The organism is Escherichia sp. B1147 (assembly GCF_001660175.1).
Taxonomy (GTDB): Bacteria; Pseudomonadota; Gammaproteobacteria; order Enterobacterales; family Enterobacteriaceae; genus Escherichia; species Escherichia whittamii.
In genome coordinates this window covers 125,491-142,213 of the sequence record NZ_LFHY01000003.1, presented here as the reverse complement: position 1 = coordinate 142,213, position 16,723 = coordinate 125,491, and the positions used below count along the sequence as shown (strand labels likewise).

Sequence of the window (16,723 nt, the reverse complement as noted above, 5' to 3'; positions counted from 1 at the left end):
TCGTACAAGGGAAGTGGCTTGCCACTTCCCTTTTTTGCTCATAAGGAGGACACATGAAAACACCCTCACAGCCGCGCGCGATATACTATATCGTGGCGATCCAGATCTGGGAGTACTTCAGTTTTTACGGCATGCGTGCCTTACTCATTCTCTATCTCACCCATCAGCTTGGTTTTGATGATAACCATGCCATCAGCCTGTTCAGCGCATATGCTTCTCTGGTTTACGTTACCCCTATTCTCGGCGGCTGGCTTGCCGACCGCCTGCTCGGCAACCGCACTGCAGTGATTGCCGGCGCGCTGTTAATGACCCTTGGTCATGTGGTGCTGGGCATTGATACAAATTCAACCTTTAGCCTGTATCTGGCGCTGGCAATCATTATTTGTGGCTACGGTTTATTCAAATCAAACATCAGCTGTTTACTTGGCGAGCTCTACGACGAGAACGATCATCGACGTGATGGCGGTTTTTCGCTGCTGTATGCCGCGGGCAATATCGGTTCTATCGCAGCCCCCATCGCCTGCGGCCTGGCTGCACAGTGGTATGGATGGCATGTTGGCTTTGCCCTTGCGGGTGGCGGCATGTTTATCGGCTTGTTGATTTTCTTAAGTGGTCATCGTCATTTCCAGTCCACGCGTAGTATGGATAAAAAAGCGCTCACTAATGTGAAGTTTGCCTTACCGGTATGGGGCTGGTTGGTGGTGATGCTCTGTTTAGCTCCAGTATTTTTTACCCTGTTGCTGGAGAACAACTGGTCCGGATATTTGCTGGCGATCGTTTGCCTTATTGCTGCACAAATCATTGCCCGCATGATGATCAAATTCCCCGAACACCGTCGTGCTCTTTGGCAAATTGTATTGCTGATGTTTGTCGGGACGTTGTTCTGGGTACTGGCACAACAGGGCGGCAGTACCATCAGCTTGTTTATCGATCGCTTTGTGAATCGTCAGGCATTCAATATTGAAGTACCTACTGCGCTATTCCAGTCGGTGAATGCAATTGCGGTGATGCTCGCTGGGGTTGTACTTGCCTGGCTGGCATCGCCAGATAACCACGGCAACTCAACGTTACGCGTCTGGCTGAAGTTTGCCTTTGGCTTACTGCTGATGGCTTGTGGCTTTATGTTACTGGCATTTGATGCCCGACATGCAGCGGCTGGCGGCCAGGCGTCAATGGGCGTGATGATATCCGGGCTGGCGCTAATGGGCTTTGCCGAACTCTTTATTGACCCAGTGGCGATTGCGCAAATTACGCGTCTGAAAATGTCTGGCGTATTAACCGGTATTTATATGCTGGCAACAGGCGCGGTCGCCAACTGGCTGGCAGGCGTAGTGGCACAACAGACGACAGAGTCGCAAATTAGCGGTATGGCAATTGCAGCTTACCAGCGATTCTTTTCTCAGATGGGAGAGTGGACGTTGGCTTGTGTCGCGATCATCGTGGTATTGGCCTTTGCTACCCGATTTCTGTTTAGCACGCCGACTAATATGATACAGGAGAGTAACGATTAACTATTGCAAAAACAATCAGTTATGAATTTATTGATTTTCAGTTTATCACACTAGTAAATACATGTTTACAAGTCATTTAAACCACATTAATGATTATTTATTAGTGATATCAACTTGAGATGAGCGTTGGTTAAGATAAGATGAACTGAGTTACAAAGAGTCGAGGCAGATAATACAGTGTACCGATCTGCCTCTTTATCTACGCTAAATTGAAAGCTGGATTTAGAGGAACCAAAATGTCTGAACAAGAAACACGAGGAGCCAATGAGGCTATTGATTTTAACGATGAATTGAGAAATCGTCGCGAAAAACTGGCAGCACTGCGTCAACAAGGAGTGGCGTTTCCCAATGATTTTCGCCGCGACCATACCTCTGACCAGTTGCACGAAGAGTTCGATGCGAAGGATAGCCAGGAACTGGAATCCTTAAACATTGAAGTCTCGGTTGCTGGACGAATGATGACCCGTCGTATCATGGGGAAAGCCTCCTTTGTAACGTTGCAGGATGTCGGTGGCCGTATTCAACTGTACGTTGCTCGAGATAGCCTGCCAGAAGGTGTTTATAACGATCAGTTTAAAAAATGGGACCTGGGTGACATTATCGGTGCCCGCGGTACGCTGTTTAAGACGCAAACTGGTGAACTTTCCATTCACTGTACTGAGTTACGCCTGCTGACCAAAGCACTACGTCCTTTACCAGATAAATTCCATGGTTTGCAGGATCAGGAAGTCCGTTATCGTCAACGTTATCTCGACCTAATCGCTAACGATAAATCACGTCAAACTTTTGTTGTCCGTTCAAAAATTCTGGCCGCTATCCGCAAATTCATGGTTGCTCGTGGGTTTATGGAAGTAGAAACCCCGATGATGCAGGTAATCCCTGGTGGGGCATCTGCTCGCCCGTTTATCACTCATCACAATGCCCTTGATTTGGATATGTACCTGCGTATTGCGCCGGAGCTGTATCTGAAACGTCTGGTTGTTGGTGGTTTTGAGCGGGTATTCGAAATCAACCGTAACTTCCGTAATGAAGGTATTTCTGTACGTCATAATCCTGAGTTCACGATGATGGAGCTCTACATGGCGTATGCGGATTATCACGACTTGATTGAGCTTACAGAGTCGCTGTTCCGTACCCTGGCACAGGATGTACTGGGTACCACTAAAGTCACTTATGGTGAGCATGTGTTTGATTTTGGCAAACCGTTTGAAAAACTCACCATGCGCGAAGCAATCAAAAAATATCGTCCAGAAACCAATATGGCCGACCTGGATAATTTTGATGCCGCTAAAGCATTAGCTGAATCTATCGGTATTACAGTAGAGAAAAGCTGGGGGCTGGGACGTATTGTCACCGAAATCTTTGATGAAGTGGCAGAAGCACATCTGATTCAGCCAACCTTTATTACTGAGTATCCGGCAGAAGTGTCACCGCTGGCACGCCGTAATGATGTTAACCCGGAAATCACCGACCGTTTTGAATTCTTCATCGGTGGTCGTGAAATCGGTAATGGTTTTAGCGAATTAAACGACGCAGAAGATCAGGCTGAACGTTTCCAGGAACAGGTTAACGCTAAAGCTGCAGGTGACGACGAAGCTATGTTCTATGACGAAGATTACGTGACTGCGCTGGAATATGGTCTGCCGCCAACCGCTGGTCTGGGTATTGGTATCGACCGAATGATTATGCTGTTTACTAACAGCCATACTATTCGCGACGTTATTCTCTTCCCGGCGATGCGTCCACAGAAATAAGTTTCACTTTAATGAACGAAGCAGCCAGGCGACTGCTTCGTTCGTCGTTCCGCAAATCCAGTTTTGAGGAGAGACGCTTCGTTTCAAGATAACCAGCGGGTCCACTCAACCACAGCTCCTAAAAAAGAGAAAAAAGTAATGCCACAGGCAGACTCATTGGCCAGGTTATGCCTACCAGGAATGCACTAAGTAAACGAATATGTGTTTTCTCATGCGAGATAAACCAGATAATGACAAAGGATATGTTCACACCAATCACATAAAAAATTAATATTTTAGAGAATAGTGTCATTTTGAATATCTTCTTATCCTCCCCATCTATTTGTAAAACTGACGAAAATAGTCGTCGACTATCATAATGTTGAGGTCAAAATCAATATCCGGTAAGTCTAAGCATTTGAGCCTGATTAAATCTTCAATTTCACTTGCGGCTAATGATGTCGTTATTGCGAAAGAATTTTCATTCAATTGTCGTGGTATTCCGTACTCATCAGCCACTATAGAGGAAAAATTCATATCATACATCAATGATCTTAACCTTAAGAAAACTGAGGAATAAGATGATGGATAATCAAAAGAAACAACATAAGTATTGAACTTTTTTTTACCTTCCATAATATGACTCCTATCAATATTAAATGCCCTGGGGATGCAAAATTTATTAACCCCGATTGTTCCTTCTCATTCATATAGGAGATATTCTTTTTTTTGCTCAGTAGAGGGGATGATTTGGGACAAAAAAACGCTCTCTCTGACCATTCTTTGTGCATCCCCCTACCCTTCAGATACTCCCATGCATCACACCACGGAGCGCATAAAAAATATCGTTACTCCGTACTCTCCCATCAACTGCGAATATCATCATACTCACGCGTTTTATCAAATTCATGTTTCGCAAACGGGCATAGTGGGATAATTTTTCGTTTTTCCCGGCGCATTTTTTCTACGACTTTCGCCACCAGTTGTTTACCAATCCCTTGTCCTTTCAGGCTTTCATCGACATCGGTATGTTCGATAATCGCTAAATTCTCTCCGGTCGGCACAAAGACAATTTCAGCGATTTGCTTGCCCTGTTCGTCATTGATGTAAAATTTATTGTGGCCTTCACGTATTTCCATTTTTCCCTCACTTATTTATGACGGTATTTCAGCGCGCCGCTCGGGCACGTATCAATCACTTTCACTACAGTGGCAACGTCGACTTCATCCGGCATGATCCACGGCTTACGTTTGAGATTAAATAACTTGCCGTTGCCACGTACGCAATTGCCGGAATGCTGACATATTGCAGAGTTAAAATAGACATCAATCTTTTCGCCGGTATAGCAGCGATAACCGGTATCCACTAGCTCTTGATCCATAAACAACCCTCCATCCTGAGTATGATTTTCGCTATAAGCATAGCCCGGAATCTTCATACAGCACTGGCTGTTTCAGTTGTCAGAGCCTCTTCCCCTATATAGCCAATCATTCTTACTCCCTTTGAATTACCCGCCTCATCAGGGATAATGCTTAAGAAATTTGTCACACAAGGAAGCTGATGAGACATTCATTGCCCTACCGCATGCTACGCAAACGTCCGATGAAGTTGAGTACCACAGTGATCTTAATGGTCAGCGCGGTGCTGTTCTCGGTGCTGTTGGTGGTGCATCTGATTTACTTCTCGCAAATCAGTGACATGACGCGTGACGGACTGGCCAACAAGGCGCTGGCTGTAGCGCGTACCCTTGCCGATTCGCCGGAAATCCGTCAGGGCTTGCAGAAAAAACCGCAGGACAGCGATATCCAGGCCATCGCGGAAGCCGTGCGCAAACGTAACGATCTGCTGTTTATTGTCGTTACCGATATGCAAAGCCTTCGCTACTCGCACCCTGAACCCCAGCGTATTGGTCAGCCATTTAAAGGTGATGACATCCTTAAAGCGCTGAATGGCGAAGAAAATGTTGCTATCAATCGCGGCTTCCTCGCGCAGGCCTTGCGCGTATTTACCCCCATCTATGATGAAAATAATAAACAGATTGGCGTAGTGGCGATCGGCCTTGAATTAAGCCGTGTAACTCAACAGATCAACGACAGTCGCTGGAGTATTATCTGGTCGGTGTTATTTGGCATGCTGGTAGGGCTCATCGGCACCTGCATTCTGGTTAAAGTGCTGAAAAAAATGCTTTTCGGTCTGGAACCCTACGAAATCTCCACCCTATTTGAACAACGCCAGGCTATGTTGCAGTCAATAAAAGAAGGCGTTGTGGCCGTGGACGATCGCGGCGAAGTCACGCTAATCAACGATGCCGCGCAAGAGTTGCTTAACTACCACAAATCGCAGGATGACGAGAATCTCTCAACGCTAAGTCAGGCATGGTCACAGGTGGTGGATGTCTCGGCTGTGTTACGCAACGGTACGTCGCGCCGTGACGAAGAGATTACCGTCAAAGATCGGCTATTACTGATCAACACCGTTCCGGTGCGCAGTAATGGCATTATCATCGGTGCCATTTCAACCTTCAGAGACAAAACTGAAGTACGTAAACTGATGCAGCGACTCGATGGCCTGGTCAACTATGCTGACGCACTTCGTGAACGATCCCACGAATTTATGAATAAATTGCACGTGATTCTCGGATTATTGCATCTGAAGAGTTATAAGCAGTTGGAAGATTACATTCTCAAAACAGCCAATAACTATCAGGAAGAGATTGGCTCTCTGCTGGGCAAGATCAAATCTCCGGTTATCGCTGGTTTTTTAATCAGCAAGATTAACCGCGCGACCGATTTAGGCCATACGTTGATTTTAAACAGCGAAAGCCAGTTGCCAGACAGCGGCAGTGAAGACCAGGTCGCGACGCTGATTACCACGCTGGGAAACCTGATAGAAAACGCACTAGAGGCATTAGGGCCGGAACCCGGTGGCGAAATCAGCGTAACATTGCACTACCGCCACGGCTGGCTGCACTGTGAAGTTAACGATGATGGACCGGGGATCGCCCCCGAAAAAATCGCTCACATTTTTGACAAAGGTGTCTCGACTAAAGGAAGCGAACGAGGCGTCGGTTTAGCACTTGTCAAACAACAGGTAGAAAATCTCGGCGGCAGTATCGCCGTAGAATCGGAACCCGGGATTTTCACACAATTTTTTGTCCAGATACCCTGGGACGGGGAGAAGTCGAGCAAATGATCAATGTATTAATTATCGATGATGACGCAATGGTGGCGGAGCTGAATCGCCGATACGTGGCGCAGATCCCGGGCTTTCAATGCTGCGGAACGGCCTCGACACTGGAAAAAGCCAAAGAGATTATTTTCAACAGCGACACGCCTATTGACCTGATATTGCTCGATATCTATATGCAGAAAGAGAACGGGCTCGATTTACTTCCGGTACTGCATAACGCTCGCTGCAAAAGCGATGTGATTGTCATCTCTTCCGCCGCCGATGCCGCGACGATTAAAGATTCGCTGCATTACGGCGTTGTTGATTACCTGATCAAACCATTCCAGGCATCACGCTTTGAAGAGGCGCTCACCGGCTGGCGACAAAAGAAAATGGCGCTGGAGAAGCATCAATATTATGACCAGGCCGAGCTGGATCAGCTGATCCACGGCAGCAGTTCCAACGAACAGGACACCCGCCGCCTGCCGAAAGGGTTAACACCGCAGACCCTTCGCACGCTGTGCCAGTGGATCGACGCTCATCAGGATTATGAGTTTTCAACCGACGAGTTGGCCAACGAGGTGAACATCTCGCGCGTTTCCTGTCGCAAATACCTAATCTGGCTGGTCAACTGCCACATCTTATTTACCAGCATCCATTATGGCGTAACTGGTCGTCCGGTTTACCGTTACCGTATTCAAGCGGAACATTACTCATTGCTGAAACAATATTGCCAATAACACATCCCTGGTTATCCGCAAGTAACAATTATTGCAGTAATGCAAAAGAACACTGGCACAAGTTACATCACCCATCAGTAAAACTTGTGCCAGATCAAATATAATTATCCCCTTCTCATCCCAGCAATTTAATATTCTTTAGGATAAATAGTGTTTTTAATTTCAAAACGCTAACAAAAGTTAATTAACTATTATGTCACCCGCATTATGTGTATTTTTACCCACAAATGGGTAGATCAGAATAATCTATAACCTAAATGATAATCACCCTTAGAACATAAAACATACTAATAAATATCAATAAGATAGTGAAAAACAAACCATTAACATCTGCGCAGCACAAACTATAACCCCATCGCCAGAGAGTATTTTTCTCTGAAAAAGTCGCTTATCACAGTGTATTAATTTATCGCTGCCTGAATCAGCCAATATTCACTGTGAAGTAATTACTCAGGCCAGTAACGACCAAAAGGATATTTAGTCAGGCTCTGAAAAAAGTTCATACGAAACAGAACGAGACTGCGTTCTATTCAGTAGAAATTTAAATGGGATTATCGTGAGGGGTCACAAATGTTATTTACTATCCAACTTATCATAATATTGATATGTCTGTTCTATGGTGCCAGAAAGGGCGGTATTGCACTAGGTTTATTAGGCGGTATCGGCCTCGTCATTCTGGTATTCGTCTTCCATCTTCAGCCGGGTAAACCACCGGTTGACGTTATGCTGGTTATCATCGCGGTGGTGGCGGCATCGGCCACATTGCAAGCCTCGGGCGGCCTTGACGTCATGCTGCAAATTGCCGAGAAACTGCTGCGCCGCAATCCGAAATATGTCTCCATTGTCGCGCCGTTTGTTACCTGTACGCTGACCATTCTTTGCGGTACAGGTCACGTGGTTTACACCATCCTGCCAATCATCTACGACGTGGCAATTAAGAACAATATCCGTCCGGAACGTCCGATGGCGGCAAGTTCTATCGGCGCCCAGATGGGGATTATCGCAAGCCCGGTGTCGGTTGCGGTAGTATCACTGGTCGCAATGCTGGGTAACGTTACCTTTGATGGTCGTCATCTTGAGTTCCTCGACCTGCTTGCTATCACCATTCCATCTACTTTGTTAGGTATCCTGGCAATCGGTATCTTCAGTTGGTTCCGCGGTAAGGATCTGGATAAAGACGAAGAGTTCCAGAAATTCATCTCCGTACCGGAAAACCGTGAATACGTTTACGGTGATACCGCGACGCTGCTGGATAAAAAGCTGCCGAAAAGTAACTGGCTGGCTATGTGGATCTTCCTCGGGGCAATCGCCGTGGTCGCACTTCTCGGTGCTGATTCGGACCTGCGTCCATCCTTCGGCGGCAAACCGCTGTCGATGGTGCTGGTTATTCAAATGTTTATGCTGCTAACCGGCGCGCTGATTATTATCCTGACCAAAACCAATCCCGCGTCTATCTCAAAAAACGAAGTCTTCCGTTCCGGTATGATCGCCATCGTGGCGGTGTACGGTATTGCATGGATGGCAGAAACCATGTTCGGTGCGCATATGTCTGAAATTCAGGGCGTACTGGGTGAAATGGTGAAAGAGTATCCGTGGGCCTATGCCATTGTTCTGCTGCTGGTTTCCAAGTTTGTAAACTCCCAGGCCGCGGCGCTGGCGGCGATTGTTCCTGTCGCACTGGCGATTGGCGTTGACCCGGCTTACATCGTGGCTTCAGCACCGGCTTGCTACGGTTATTATATCCTGCCGACCTATCCGAGCGATCTGGCAGCGATTCAGTTTGACCGTTCCGGCACCACCCACATCGGCCGCTTCGTCATCAACCACAGCTTTATTCTGCCAGGGTTGATTGGCGTGAGCGTATCTTGCGTCTTTGGCTGGATCTTCGCCGCGATGTACGGGTTCTTATAAATGCACTTTGCGTGCCGCCCGTCGCTGTGCGGCACGCCATTTTCGTATAATAAATACAGAGTTACAGGCTGGAAGCTATGTCAAACAAACCATTTATCTACCAGGCGCCTTTCCCGATGGGGAAAGACAATACCGAATACTATCTGCTCACTTCCGATTACGTTAGCGTTGCCGAATTCGACGGCGAAACCATTCTGAAGGTGGAACCAGAAGCCCTGACCCTGCTGGCGCAGCAAGCCTTCCACGACGCCTCTTTCATGCTCCGCCCGGCACACCAGAAACAGGTTGCTTCTATTCTTCACGACCCTGAAGCCAGCGAGAACGATAAGTACGTGGCGCTGCAATTCTTGAGAAACTCCGAAATCGCCGCCAAAGGTGTACTGCCGACCTGCCAGGATACCGGCACCGCGATCATTGTTGGTAAAAAAGGTCAGCGCGTATGGACCGGCGGCGGTGATGAAGAAGCACTGTCGAAAGGTGTCTATAACACTTATATCGAAGATAACCTGCGCTATTCACAAAACGCACCGCTGGACATGTACAAAGAGGTCAACACCGGCACTAACCTGCCTGCGCAAATCGACCTGTACGCGGTGGATGGCGATGAGTACAAATTCCTCTGCGTCGCCAAAGGTGGCGGCTCTGCCAACAAAACCTATCTCTATCAGGAAACTAAAGCCCTGCTGACTCCGGGTAAACTGAAAAACTTCCTCGTCGAGAAAATGCGTACCCTCGGTACTGCAGCTTGCCCACCGTACCATATCGCGTTTGTGATTGGCGGCACTTCTGCGGAAACCAACCTGAAAACCGTTAAGTTAGCAAGTGCTCACTATTATGATGAACTGCCGACTGAAGGGAACGAACACGGTCAGGCGTTCCGCGATGTACAACTGGAACAGGAACTGCTCGAAGAAGCCCAGAAACTCGGCCTCGGCGCGCAATTTGGCGGTAAATATTTTGCCCACGATATCCGCGTAATCCGCCTGCCGCGTCACGGCGCTTCCTGCCCGGTCGGTATGGGCGTTTCCTGCTCCGCTGACCGTAACATCAAAGCGAAAATTAACCGCGAAGGTATCTGGATCGAAAAACTGGAACACAACCCAGGCCAGTACATTCCGGAAGAACTGCGCCAGGCTGGTGAAGGCGAAGCGGTGAAAGTCGATCTCAACCGCCCGATGAAAGAGATCCTCGCCCAGCTTTCGCAATATCCTGTGTCCACTCGTTTGTCGCTCACCGGCACCATTATCGTGGGTCGCGATATTGCGCACGCCAAGCTGAAAGAGCTGATCGACGCTGGTAAAGAGCTGCCGCAGTACATCAAAGATCACCCGATCTACTACGCGGGTCCGGCAAAAACACCCGCCGGTTATCCTTCTGGTTCACTTGGCCCAACCACAGCAGGCCGGATGGACTCCTACGTGGATCTGCTGCAATCCCACGGCGGTAGCATGATCATGCTGGCGAAAGGTAACCGCAGTCAGCAGGTCACCGATGCATGTCATAAACATGGCGGCTTCTACCTCGGCAGCATCGGCGGCCCGGCGGCGGTACTGGCGCAGCAGAGCATCAAGCATCTGGAATGCGTCGCTTATCCGGAACTGGGTATGGAAGCAATCTGGAAAATCGAAGTAGAAGATTTCCCGGCGTTTATCCTGGTCGATGACAAAGGCAACGACTTCTTCCAGCAAATCGTCAACAAACAGTGCGCGAACTGCACTAAGTAACCTCTTCGGCCCGGCGCCTGGCGGCATGCTGCCTGGTGATCCCCCCGGGCCACCTCTTCTGCAGTTGTAATTTCACACTTGCTGGTGAATAGTCAGTATTTTCCCTGACTTGCGAACTCACCATGATCCGCACACTCAAGCCATTAATTCTTAACTCCGGCGCGCTGGTACTAACGTTAATCCTGATTTACACCGGCATTTCGGCCCATGACAAACTCACCTGGTTGATGGAGGTGACACCCGTGATTATCGTGGTGCCACTACTGCTTGCCACCGCCAGATGTTACCCGTTAACACCGCTGCTCTATACGCTGATTTTCTTTCACGCCATCATCCTGATGGTCGGCGGGCAGTACACCTACGCGAAAGTCCCCATCGGTTTTGACGTGCAGGAATGGTTAGGGTTGAGCCGTAATCCGTATGACAAGCTGGGACATTTTTTCCAGGGGCTGGTACCTGCGCTGGCAGCACGAGAAATCCTCCTGCGCGGGATGTACGTGCGCGGACGTAAAATGGTGGCGTTTCTGGTCTGCTGCGTAGCGCTGGCGATTAGCGCGATGTATGAACTGATCGAGTGGTGGGCGGCGCTGGCGATGGGCCAGGGAGCGGATGATTTTCTCGGTACTCAGGGCGACCAGTGGGACACGCAATCCGATATGTTCTGTGCGCTGCTGGGCGCATTAACTACCGTGATATTGCTCGCTCGTCTTCACTGTCGCCAGTTACGGCGCTATGGCCTTATCACCAGAGCGCCGGAAGCAATTACACCTTAGCGGTGCAACCAGCCAGGCAGCCAGTCGCCGTGAGCGGCAATCAGGTCGTCAACAAGAGCATAAATTTCGTCAATGCCCAGCACGGCGGCGGTGTGCGGGTCCATCATTGCGGCGTGGTAAACACGGTCACGGTTTTCGGTGAGAATGGCTTCGGTCAGCAGCGTCTGTACGTTGATATTGGTTTGCATCAGGGCAGCCAGATGCGAAGGCAGCGTACCGACTTTGGTTGGCTGAATACCATTGGCGTCAACCAGACAGGCCACTTCCACACAGCATCCTTGCGGCAGGTTATCAATCAAACCATCGTTACGGACGTTGCCGTAAATTACACTCGGTTCACCGGTCCAGATAGCGTTCATAATCGTGCTGGCATATTCCCGCGACGGTTTAATATCAATCCGGGAGGCGTTCTTATACTCCTCCAGCTCTTTATGCCAGTTCGCCAACTGTTCAACACAGCGTTTCGGATACTCATCTAACGGCACTTTATAACGCTCAATCAAATCCTCGCGACCTGGCTTAATAAACCAGGGCGTGTATTCGGCAAAGTGTTCTGACGATTCCGTGACGAAGTAGCCCAGCTTTTTGAACATTTCATAGCGCACAATATTCTGGCAACGAGTATTACCATGAATATTCGGTTTCGGTGCCTGGCCTGCGTCATAAGCCGCCAGCAATTCCGGGTAGAGATCCACGTAACTGCCGTCTGCGGTTTTGCGCTCCAGCTCCAGGTAGAACGCCATATGGTTAATACCTGCGCAACGATAACGCAGCGTGGACGGATCGATGTTCAGGTCGCGGGCCAGCTCTTCCGCCGTTCCCTGCACCGAGTGGCACAGCCCCACCTGTTTGATATGCGGATAGCGGGCATACATCGCCCAGGTATTCATCGCCATCGGGTTAACGTAATTGAGCATGGTGGCATCGGGGCAAACTTCCGTCATGTCCTCGCAAATCTGCCACAGATGTGGAATGGTACGTAGCGCACGCATAATGCCGCCCGGCCCCAGCGTATCGGCAATGGTTTGTTCCAGACCGTGGCGCTTACAGACCTCAAAATCCGTCACCGTGCAGGGTTCATAACCGCCAATCTGAAACGCCACCACGACAAAATCGGCGTCCTGTAAGGCTTCTTTCTGTTCGCTGTGACAAGTGATTTTGCCGCTGGCCCCTGCTGAATCCATCAACTTGCGCACCACAATGTGCGACTCTTCCAGGCGGGTGGGATCAATGTCCATCAGAGCGATATGCGCCGTTTTCAGCGCCTCACGGTGAAACACATCACCTAGAATATTCTTAACGAAAATTGTCGAACCAGCGCCGATAAATGTAATTTTGGGTGCAGACATCATGCAGATCTCCTGGCTTGCTTGAATGTCTTCATCATGGCAGGCGATACCACAGAAAACTTCCGGCTTCCCCGCTGAACATTCCCGTAAACTCAGATCCTGAGTGAAGCATCAGTAAATCTGAGTTTATGGGAATAAATTACTTAAAAAGCAGAGATTTCGGCCTTCTGCTGCTCTGACGATCCCCTCGTCCCTCCGGGAAGAGGGCGAAAACCGTGCTCCCATTCGCAGTCATCCTCACCTGCTCATGTCATAATTCTGATAATCCAGGAAAGAGAGCCATCCATGAATACTGATACCTTTATGTGTAGCAGCGATGAAAAGCAGACCCGCAGCCCGCTATCTCTGTACTCGGAATATCAGCGAATGGAGATTGAGTTTCGCGCACCACATATCATGCCCACCAGCCACTGGCATGGTCAGGTCGAAGTGAATGTGCCTTTCGATGGCGATGTGGAATACCTGATCAACAATGAAAAAGTGAATATCAATCAGGGGCATATCACGCTGTTCTGGGCCTGTACGCCACATCAGCTAACAGATACAGGAACCTGTCAGAGCATGGCGATTTTTAATTTACCGATGCATCTGTTTCTCTCCTGGCCGCTGGATAAAGACCTTATAAACCACGTCACTCACGGTATGGTGATCAAATCACTGGCGACACAACAGCTTAGTCCGTTTGAAGTGCGTCGCTGGCAGCAGGAACTCAACAGCCCAAATGAGCAAATCCGCCAGCTCGCCATTGATGAAATTGGCCTGATGCTCAAGCGATTTAGTCTCTCTGGCTGGGAGCCGGTTCTGGTCAATAAAACCTCGCGTACGCACAAAAACAGCGTCTCGCGCCATGCACAGTTTTATGTCAGCCAGATGTTGGGCTTTATTGCAGAAAACTACGATCAAGCGCTAACCATCAACGACGTGGCCGAGCACGTCAAACTTAACGCCAACTATGCGATGGGGATCTTCCAGCGGGTAATGCAATTGACGATGAAACAGTACATTACGGCGATGCGCATCAACCACGTTCGCGCGTTACTGAGCGATACCGATAAAAGTATTCTCGATATTGCCCTGACAGCAGGTTTTCGTTCGAGCAGTCGCTTTTACAGCACTTTCGGCAAATATGTCGGTATGTCGCCGCAAAAATACCGCAAACTTAGCCAACAACGCCGCCAGACGCTTCCCGGATAAAGATGATATCAGTATCAGCCAAAAAAATAGTTTAGCTGTCGATAATAAGCAGTGAAAACAACTTTAAAAATCAATGTAATCACTTGTTTATAAAAATAAAAAAAACAAAAGTGACTGTTTTTCACTCGCTTTACAGCCTGAAATACCCAGAAGATACTTGCCCGCAACAAAGATTCCTTCATAACCGGGTAAGCAATGATGAAAGTATTAATTGTTGAAAGCGAGTTTCTCCATCAGGACACCTGGGTCGGTAGCGCCGTTGAGCGTCTGGCAAATGCATTAAGCCAGCAAAATGTTACCGTGATTAAATCCACCTCCTTTGATGACGGCTTTGCCATTCTCTCTTCAAATGAGGCCATTGATTGTCTGATGTTCAGCTATCAAATGGAACATCCAGACGAACATCAAAACGTCAGAGAATTGATCGGTAAGCTTCATGAGCGCCAACAAAACGTGCCGGTCTTCCTGTTGGGCGATCGGGAAAAAGCCCTCGCTGCAATGGATCGCGACCTGCTGGAGCTTGTCGATGAATTCGCCTGGATTCTGGAAGATACCGCCGATTTTATTGCTGGACGCGCCGTTGCTGCGATGACCCGCTATCGTCAGCAACTGTTACCGCCACTGTTCAGCGCGCTGATGAAATATAGCGACATCCACGAGTATTCCTGGGCCGCACCGGGCCACCAGGGTGGTGTCGGCTTTACCAAAACGCCAGCTGGACGTTTCTACCATGACTATTATGGTGAAAATCTGTTCCGTACCGACATGGGCATCGAAAGAACTTCCCTTGGTTCTTTACTTGACCATACTGGCGCATTTGGCGAAAGCGAAAAATATGCCGCGCGCGTATTTGGCGCCGATCGTTCCTGGTCAGTCGTCGTCGGGACTTCTGGCTCTAACCGCACCATCATGCAGGCTTGCATGACCGATAACGATGTGGTGGTCGTTGACCGTAACTGCCACAAATCCATCGAACAAGGCTTAATGCTGACTGGCGCGAAACCGGTCTACATGGTGCCAAGCCGCAACCGCTACGGCATTATCGGGCCAATCTACCCGCAGGAAATGCAGCCTGAAACCTTACAGAAGAAAATCAGCGAAAGCCCGCTGACCAAAGATAAAGTTGGGCAAAAACCCTCTTACTGCGTGGTAACCAACTGCACCTACGACGGCGTCTGCTACAACGCCAAAGAAGCGCAGGATCTGCTGGAAAAAACCTCCGATCGTCTGCACTTCGACGAAGCCTGGTACGGTTATGCGCGTTTTAACCCGATCTATGCCGATCACTACGCCATGCGCGGTGAACCGGGCGATCATAACGGCCCAACCGTTTTCGCGACCCACTCCACTCACAAACTGCTGAATGCGCTGTCGCAGGCGTCTTACATTCATGTGCGTGAAGGCCGTGGCGCGATTAACTTCTCTCGCTTTAATCAGGCATATATGATGCATGCCACCACTTCTCCGTTGTATGCCATCTGCGCATCAAACGATGTGGCAGTATCGATGATGGACGGCAATAGCGGCCTGTCGCTGACGCAGGAAGTGATCGACGAAGCGGTCGATTTCCGTCAGGCAATGGCGCGGTTGTATAAAGAATTTACCGACGAAGGAAACTGGTTCTTTAAACCGTGGAATAAAGACGTGGTTACCGACCCGGAAACTAGCAAAACCTATGACTTTGCCGACGCGCCGAGCAAACTGCTGACCACCGTTCAGGACTGCTGGGTAATGCACCCAGGCGAAAGCTGGCACGGCTTTAAAGATATCCCGGACAACTGGAGCATGCTCGACCCGATTAAAGTCAGCATCCTCGCGCCGGGGATGGGAGAAGACGGCGAACTGGAAGAGACTGGCGTACCTGCTGCACTGGTCACCGCCTGGCTTGGTCGTCACGGCATTGTGCCAACCCGCACCACTGACTTCCAGATTATGTTCCTGTTCTCTATGGGCGTAACCCGTGGGAAATGGGGAACTCTGGTTAACACACTTTGCTCTTTCAAACGCCACTACGACGCTAATACACCGCTGGCGCTGGTGATGCCGGAACTTGCTGCGCAATATCCTGACACTTACGCGAATATGGGTATTCACGATCTGGGCGACAAAATGTTTGCCTGGCTGAAAGAAAACAACCCAGGCGCACGGTTGAACGAAGCCTATTCTGGCCTGCCGGTGGCTGAAATCACCCCGCGTGAAGCCTACAACGCGATTGTCGATAACAACGTCGAACTGGTATCCATTGAAAACCTGCCTGGACGTATTGCGGCGAACTCTGTCATCCCGTATCCGCCAGGAATCCCAATGCTGCTCTCTGGCGAAAACTTCGGCGATAAAAACAGTCCGCAGGTAAGCTATTTACGCTCACTACAATCCTGGGATCATCATTTCCCTGGTTTCGAACACGAAACTGAAGGTACCGAAATTATTGATGGTATTTACCACGTGATGTGTGTGAAAGCGTAACCACTATTCCGCTGAAGGCGTAATTGTTTAAATAACATTACGCCGCCTGGCCTGAGGCCTTTTGAGTATGGCAACGTTTTCATAAAAATTGCTGCAAACAAAAATGTCATACTTTTTGCGCGGTCCCACCCCGCGCTTTTTTTTGCCTGTTATT

The 16,723-nt window shown here is 49.1% G+C and carries 14 protein-coding genes; 9 read left to right on the top strand and 5 right to left on the bottom strand.

From position 1 onward, the window contains the following. Window positions 1–53: 53 nt before the first annotated feature. Both dtpC and lysS read left to right on the top strand, forming a co-directional pair. Window positions 54–1,511, top strand: coding sequence for a dipeptide/tripeptide permease DtpC (gene dtpC / locus A9180_RS01920; protein ID WP_064525734.1), 1,458 nt, complete (start codon window positions 54–56; stop codon window positions 1,509–1,511). A gap of 236 nt (window positions 1,512–1,747) precedes the next feature. Further along, complete coding sequence (gene lysS, locus A9180_RS01915; protein ID WP_064525732.1) at window positions 1,748–3,265, top strand: lysine--tRNA ligase; 1,518 nt, start codon at window positions 1,748–1,750, stop codon at window positions 3,263–3,265. Window positions 3,266–3,383: 118 nt separating this feature from the next. On the opposite strand, the gene ghoT is transcribed toward lysS, so the two are convergent. The 4 genes from ghoT to yjdI form a co-directional block, all read right to left on the bottom strand. After that, window positions 3,384–3,557: a type V toxin-antitoxin system toxin GhoT gene (gene ghoT, locus A9180_RS01910; protein WP_064525730.1), complete on the bottom strand. Its 174-nt coding sequence runs from the start codon at window positions 3,555–3,557 to the stop codon at window positions 3,384–3,386. Window positions 3,558–3,583: 26 nt separating this feature from the next. Next, the gene (ghoS, locus tag A9180_RS01905) at window positions 3,584–3,880 is read right to left on the bottom strand and encodes a type V toxin-antitoxin system endoribonuclease antitoxin GhoS (RefSeq protein WP_074399409.1); all 297 of its coding nucleotides are present in this window, start codon (window positions 3,878–3,880) and stop codon (window positions 3,584–3,586) included. A gap of 230 nt (window positions 3,881–4,110) precedes the next feature. Beyond that, window positions 4,111–4,383 carry a GNAT family N-acetyltransferase gene (locus A9180_RS01895; RefSeq protein WP_000405647.1) on the bottom strand — a complete coding sequence of 91 codons (273 nt, stop codon included), beginning with the start codon at window positions 4,381–4,383 and terminating at the stop codon, window positions 4,111–4,113. 11 nt (window positions 4,384–4,394) lie between these two features. Further along, the gene (yjdI, locus tag A9180_RS01890) at window positions 4,395–4,625 is read right to left on the bottom strand and encodes a 4Fe-4S mono-cluster protein YjdI (protein WP_064525726.1); all 231 of its coding nucleotides are present in this window, start codon (window positions 4,623–4,625) and stop codon (window positions 4,395–4,397) included. 179 nt (window positions 4,626–4,804) lie between these two features. Between yjdI and A9180_RS01885 the strand changes: the two genes are divergently transcribed. From A9180_RS01885 to A9180_RS01865, 5 genes are all read left to right on the top strand, one after another. Further along, entirely contained in the window at window positions 4,805–6,436 is a 1,632-nt protein-coding gene (locus tag A9180_RS01885; protein WP_064525725.1) for a sensor histidine kinase, read from the top strand. Further along, on the top strand, window positions 6,433–7,152 hold the full coding sequence (gene dcuR / locus A9180_RS01880) for a two-component system response regulator DcuR (protein ID WP_064525723.1): 720 nt from the start codon (window positions 6,433–6,435) through the stop codon (window positions 7,150–7,152). The genes A9180_RS01885 and dcuR overlap by 4 nt, the downstream gene beginning before the upstream one ends. A gap of 570 nt (window positions 7,153–7,722) precedes the next feature. After that, window positions 7,723–9,063, top strand: coding sequence for an anaerobic C4-dicarboxylate transporter DcuB (gene dcuB / locus A9180_RS01875; protein WP_000899528.1), 1,341 nt, complete (start codon window positions 7,723–7,725; stop codon window positions 9,061–9,063). A gap of 77 nt (window positions 9,064–9,140) precedes the next feature. Continuing rightward, window positions 9,141–10,787: a class I fumarate hydratase gene (gene fumB / locus A9180_RS01870; RefSeq protein WP_064525721.1), complete on the top strand. Its 1,647-nt coding sequence runs from the start codon at window positions 9,141–9,143 to the stop codon at window positions 10,785–10,787. Window positions 10,788–10,909: 122 nt separating this feature from the next. Next, window positions 10,910–11,560 (top strand): DUF2238 domain-containing protein, encoded by a 651-nt coding sequence (locus A9180_RS01865; protein ID WP_064525720.1) that lies wholly within the window; start codon window positions 10,910–10,912, stop codon window positions 11,558–11,560. Here the strand turns inward: A9180_RS01865 and melA are convergent. Next, on the bottom strand, window positions 11,557–12,912 hold the full coding sequence (gene melA, locus A9180_RS01860; protein ID WP_064525717.1) for an alpha-galactosidase: 1,356 nt from the start codon (window positions 12,910–12,912) through the stop codon (window positions 11,557–11,559). The genes A9180_RS01865 and melA overlap by 4 nt on opposite strands. 282 nt (window positions 12,913–13,194) lie before the next feature. On the opposite strand from melA, the gene melR reads away from it, so the two are divergent. Both melR and adiA read left to right on the top strand, forming a co-directional pair. Further along, on the top strand, window positions 13,195–14,103 hold the full coding sequence (gene melR, locus A9180_RS01855) for a transcriptional regulator MelR (protein ID WP_064525714.1): 909 nt from the start codon (window positions 13,195–13,197) through the stop codon (window positions 14,101–14,103). 198 nt (window positions 14,104–14,301) lie between these two features. Continuing rightward, entirely contained in the window at window positions 14,302–16,569 is a 2,268-nt protein-coding gene (gene adiA, locus A9180_RS01850) for an arginine decarboxylase (RefSeq protein ID WP_077883483.1), read from the top strand. Window positions 16,570–16,723: the final 154 nt, after the last annotated feature.

Excerpts from the sequence above, each read along its gene's own strand:
- dcuR (WP_064525723.1), top strand. The coding sequence starts at position 6,433 with ATGATCAATGTATTAATTATCGATGATGACGCAATGGTGGCGGAGCTG.
- A9180_RS01895 (WP_000405647.1), bottom strand. The coding sequence starts at position 4,383 with ATGGAAATACGTGAAGGCCACAATAAATTTTACATCAATGACGAACAG.
- lysS (WP_064525732.1), top strand. The coding sequence starts at position 1,748 with ATGTCTGAACAAGAAACACGAGGAGCCAATGAGGCTATTGATTTTAAC.
- dcuB (WP_000899528.1), top strand. The coding sequence starts at position 7,723 with ATGTTATTTACTATCCAACTTATCATAATATTGATATGTCTGTTCTAT.
- A9180_RS01865 (WP_064525720.1), top strand. The coding sequence starts at position 10,910 with ATGATCCGCACACTCAAGCCATTAATTCTTAACTCCGGCGCGCTGGTA.
- ghoT (WP_064525730.1), bottom strand. The coding sequence starts at position 3,557 with ATGACACTATTCTCTAAAATATTAATTTTTTATGTGATTGGTGTGAAC.
- yjdI (WP_064525726.1), bottom strand. The coding sequence starts at position 4,625 with ATGGATCAAGAGCTAGTGGATACCGGTTATCGCTGCTATACCGGCGAA.
- fumB (WP_064525721.1), top strand. The coding sequence starts at position 9,141 with ATGTCAAACAAACCATTTATCTACCAGGCGCCTTTCCCGATGGGGAAA.
- melR (WP_064525714.1), top strand. The coding sequence starts at position 13,195 with ATGAATACTGATACCTTTATGTGTAGCAGCGATGAAAAGCAGACCCGC.
- dtpC (WP_064525734.1), top strand. The coding sequence starts at position 54 with ATGAAAACACCCTCACAGCCGCGCGCGATATACTATATCGTGGCGATC.
- A9180_RS01885 (WP_064525725.1), top strand. The coding sequence starts at position 4,805 with ATGAGACATTCATTGCCCTACCGCATGCTACGCAAACGTCCGATGAAG.
- ghoS (WP_074399409.1), bottom strand. The coding sequence starts at position 3,880 with ATGGAAGGTAAAAAAAAGTTCAATACTTATGTTGTTTCTTTTGATTAT.
- melA (WP_064525717.1), bottom strand. The coding sequence starts at position 12,912 with ATGATGTCTGCACCCAAAATTACATTTATCGGCGCTGGTTCGACAATT.
- adiA (WP_077883483.1), top strand. The coding sequence starts at position 14,302 with ATGAAAGTATTAATTGTTGAAAGCGAGTTTCTCCATCAGGACACCTGG.